General features: G+C 64.0%; 3 protein-coding genes and 1 tRNA gene. All 4 read left to right on the plus strand.

Annotated elements, in window-relative coordinates:
* A partial coding sequence (gene tilS / locus QZ709_RS04520) for a tRNA lysidine(34) synthetase TilS (RefSeq protein ID WP_294636130.1) occupies positions 1-265 on the plus strand: 265 nt, incomplete at its 5' end.
* A gap of 158 nt (positions 266-423) precedes the next feature.
* Positions 424-1680 carry an aspartate kinase gene (locus QZ709_RS04525; RefSeq protein ID WP_294636131.1) on the plus strand — a complete coding sequence of 419 codons (1257 nt, stop codon included), beginning with the start codon at positions 424-426 and terminating at the stop codon, positions 1678-1680.
* A gap of 72 nt (positions 1681-1752) precedes the next feature.
* A tRNA-Ser gene (locus QZ709_RS04530) sits at positions 1753-1845 on the plus strand.
* A 96-nt stretch (positions 1846-1941) separates the two neighbouring features.
* Positions 1942-2867: recombination-associated protein RdgC (locus QZ709_RS04535; RefSeq protein WP_294636132.1), on the plus strand; the 926-nt coding region annotated here is incomplete at its 3' end.

Here is a 2867-nt window from a genome sequence, read left to right on the forward strand (position 1 = left end):
AGGTGTTCCCTGGTCGGCGTTGCAGCACATGCGGGTGGCGCCGCGCGAGGCCGGCGCCCAGTTCCAGGCGGGGCCCGGTCGCCCAGCCCGCTCGCTGAAAAAGCAGTTTCAGCAGGCCGCAGTGCCGGCCTGGCTTCGGCGGGGCCCTCTGTGCTGGCAGGGCGGTAGCGTGCTGTTCGTGCCCGGCTTGGGCATGGATGCCCGCCACTGGGCGGCCGCAGGCGAGCCGCAATGGGCCCTGCAGTGGGTGCCGGACCCGGAATGAGGCTGTTCCGGCCGCGATTCGCCTCGATTTTGCCGCGCCGTTGAACGCGCATCGGATTGAACGATCGATTCGGCGGGCTAAAATAAAGGGTTTGATCGCGCAGGCCCCGTTGTCGGAGGCCGTTTCATTGCGGCGCGGTCTTTTCAACCACATCTGACATGGCACTGATCGTTCACAAATACGGCGGCACGTCGATGGGCTCTACCGAGCGCATCCGCAACGTGGCCAAGCGCGTGGCCAAGTGGGTGCGGGCGGGACATCAACTCGTGGTCGTTCCGTCGGCCATGAGCGGTGAGACCAACCGCCTGCTCGGCCTGGCCAAAGAACTCTCCGACCGTCCCAACCCGCGCGAGCTCGACATGATCGCCTCGACGGGCGAGCAGGTGTCGGTGGGGCTGCTGTCCATTGCCCTGCAGGCTGAAGGCCTTGACGCCGTCAGCTATGCCGGTTGGCAGGTGCCGATCAAGACCAACTCCGCGTTCACCAAGGCCCGCATCGAGAGCATCGATGAAGCCCGCGTGCGCGCCGACCTGGCAGCCGGCCGTGTCGTGATCATCACCGGCTTCCAGGGCGTCGACCCGGAAGGCCACATCACGACGCTGGGCCGCGGGGGCTCGGACACCTCCGCGGTGGCCGTGGCCGCAGCGATGAAGGCCGACGAGTGCCTGATCTACACCGACGTGGACGGCATCTACACGACCGACCCGCGCGTGGTGCCCGAAGCCCGCCGCATGAAGTCCATCAGCTTCGAAGAGATGCTGGAGATGGCGTCGCTGGGCTCGAAGGTGCTGCAGATCCGTTCGGTGGAGTTCGCCGGCAAGTACCGCGTGCCCACCCGTGTGCTGTCCAGCTTCACCCCCTGGGACATCGACCTGGAAGAAGAAGCCAAGTCGGGCACGCTCATCAGTTTTGAGGAAGACGAGAACATGGAACAAGCCGTTGTTTCCGGCATCGCGTTCAGCCGCGACGAAGCCAAGATCACCGTGGTCGGCGTGCCCGACACCCCCGGCATCGCCTACCAGATCCTGGGCAAGGTGGCCGAGGCCAACATCGACGTGGACGTGATCATCCAGAACGCCTCGCACGACGGCAAGACCGACTTCTCGTTCACCGTGCCGCGTGGCGACTATGCCAAGACCATGGAGCTGCTGCAGGGTCAGGTTCAGCCCACGCTGAACGCCCGCGAGATCGTCGGCGACCCGAAGATCTGCAAGGTGTCGATCGTCGGCATCGGCATGCGCAGCCACGTCGGCATCGCCTCGACCATGTTCAAGACGCTGTCCGACGAAGGCATCAACATCCAGATGATCACCACGTCGGAGATCAAGACCTCGGTCGTGATCGACGAGAAGTACATGGAGCTGGCCGTGCGCGCCCTGCACAAGGCCTTCGGCCTGGACCAGGAAAAGGCCTGATCCTCCCGGCCGTTGTTTTGAGCACAACAGGCAGCTGGCTCGCATTTCTGGGCTAGAATTCTTGCTGTTGCTGGAGACGTGACCGAGAGGCCGAAGGTGCTCCCCTGCTAAGGGAGTATGTGGGCAAAACCTGCATCAAGGGTTCGAATCCCTTCGTCTCCGCCACAAAACATGAACCCCGAGTGATCCGTCACTCGGGGTTTCTTGTTTCTGGGCTGTGAATGCCGTGCTTTGAACGTCTCCAGGAAAGGATGTACTGCCATGTTCAAGAACCTGACGGTCTACCGCATCGGGTCGGAGTGGGCCACGACCGCGGCCGAGATCGAAACCGAGCTGGAAAAGGCCCGGTTTGCACCGTGTGGTGCCTCGCAGGAAAAGTCGATCGGCTGGCTGGAGCCGCGTGGGATCGACCACGGTCCGCTGGTCGAGGTGGTGGACGGCCACATCCTCCTCAAGCTGATGGTCGAGCAGAAGGTGGTGCCGAGCTCGGTGGTGAAGCGCCGTTGCGACGAAATCGCCGCGCAGATCGAGAAGCAGACCGGACGCAAGCCGGGCAAGAAGCAGGTCAAGGAGCTCAAGGAGCAGGCGCTGCATGAGCTGCTGCCCATGGCTTTCACCAAACAGGCGGTGACGCGCGTGTGGATTGCGCCCCGCGAGCGCATGTTGATCGTGGACACCGGCAGCCAGGCCCGCGCCGAAGAGGTGGTCACGCTGCTGGTGCAGGCCATTCCCGGCTTTGCCGTGAGCCTGATCCAGACCGAGATGTCGCCTCAGGTCGCGATGGCGCACTGGCTGGGGACGGGTGAAGCGCCTTACGCCTTCACGATCGACCGTGAATGCGAGCTGAAGTCGACGGACGAGATGAAGTCGGTGGTGCGGTACGCGCGCCATCCGCTGGACACGGAAGAGGTGCGGCAGCACATCGTCAGCGGGAAGGTGCCCACCAAGGTGGCCATGACCTGGCGTGACCGCGTCTCGTTCCTGTTCACGGAGTCGCTTCAACTGCGCAAGATTGCCTTCCTCGATGTGGTGTTCGAGGGCACGTCAGCGGCCTCCGCCAAACAGGACAAGGCCGAGGCGTTCGACGCCGATGCCGCCATCGCGACGGGCGAACTCGTGGAGTTGATCCCGGAGTTGCTGGAGGCGCTGGGTGGCGAACTGGAGCCGGGAAGCATGTCTCAGGGCAC

This window comes from uncultured Aquabacterium sp. (assembly GCF_913773725.1).
Taxonomy (GTDB): domain Bacteria; phylum Pseudomonadota; class Gammaproteobacteria; order Burkholderiales; family Burkholderiaceae_C; genus Aquabacterium.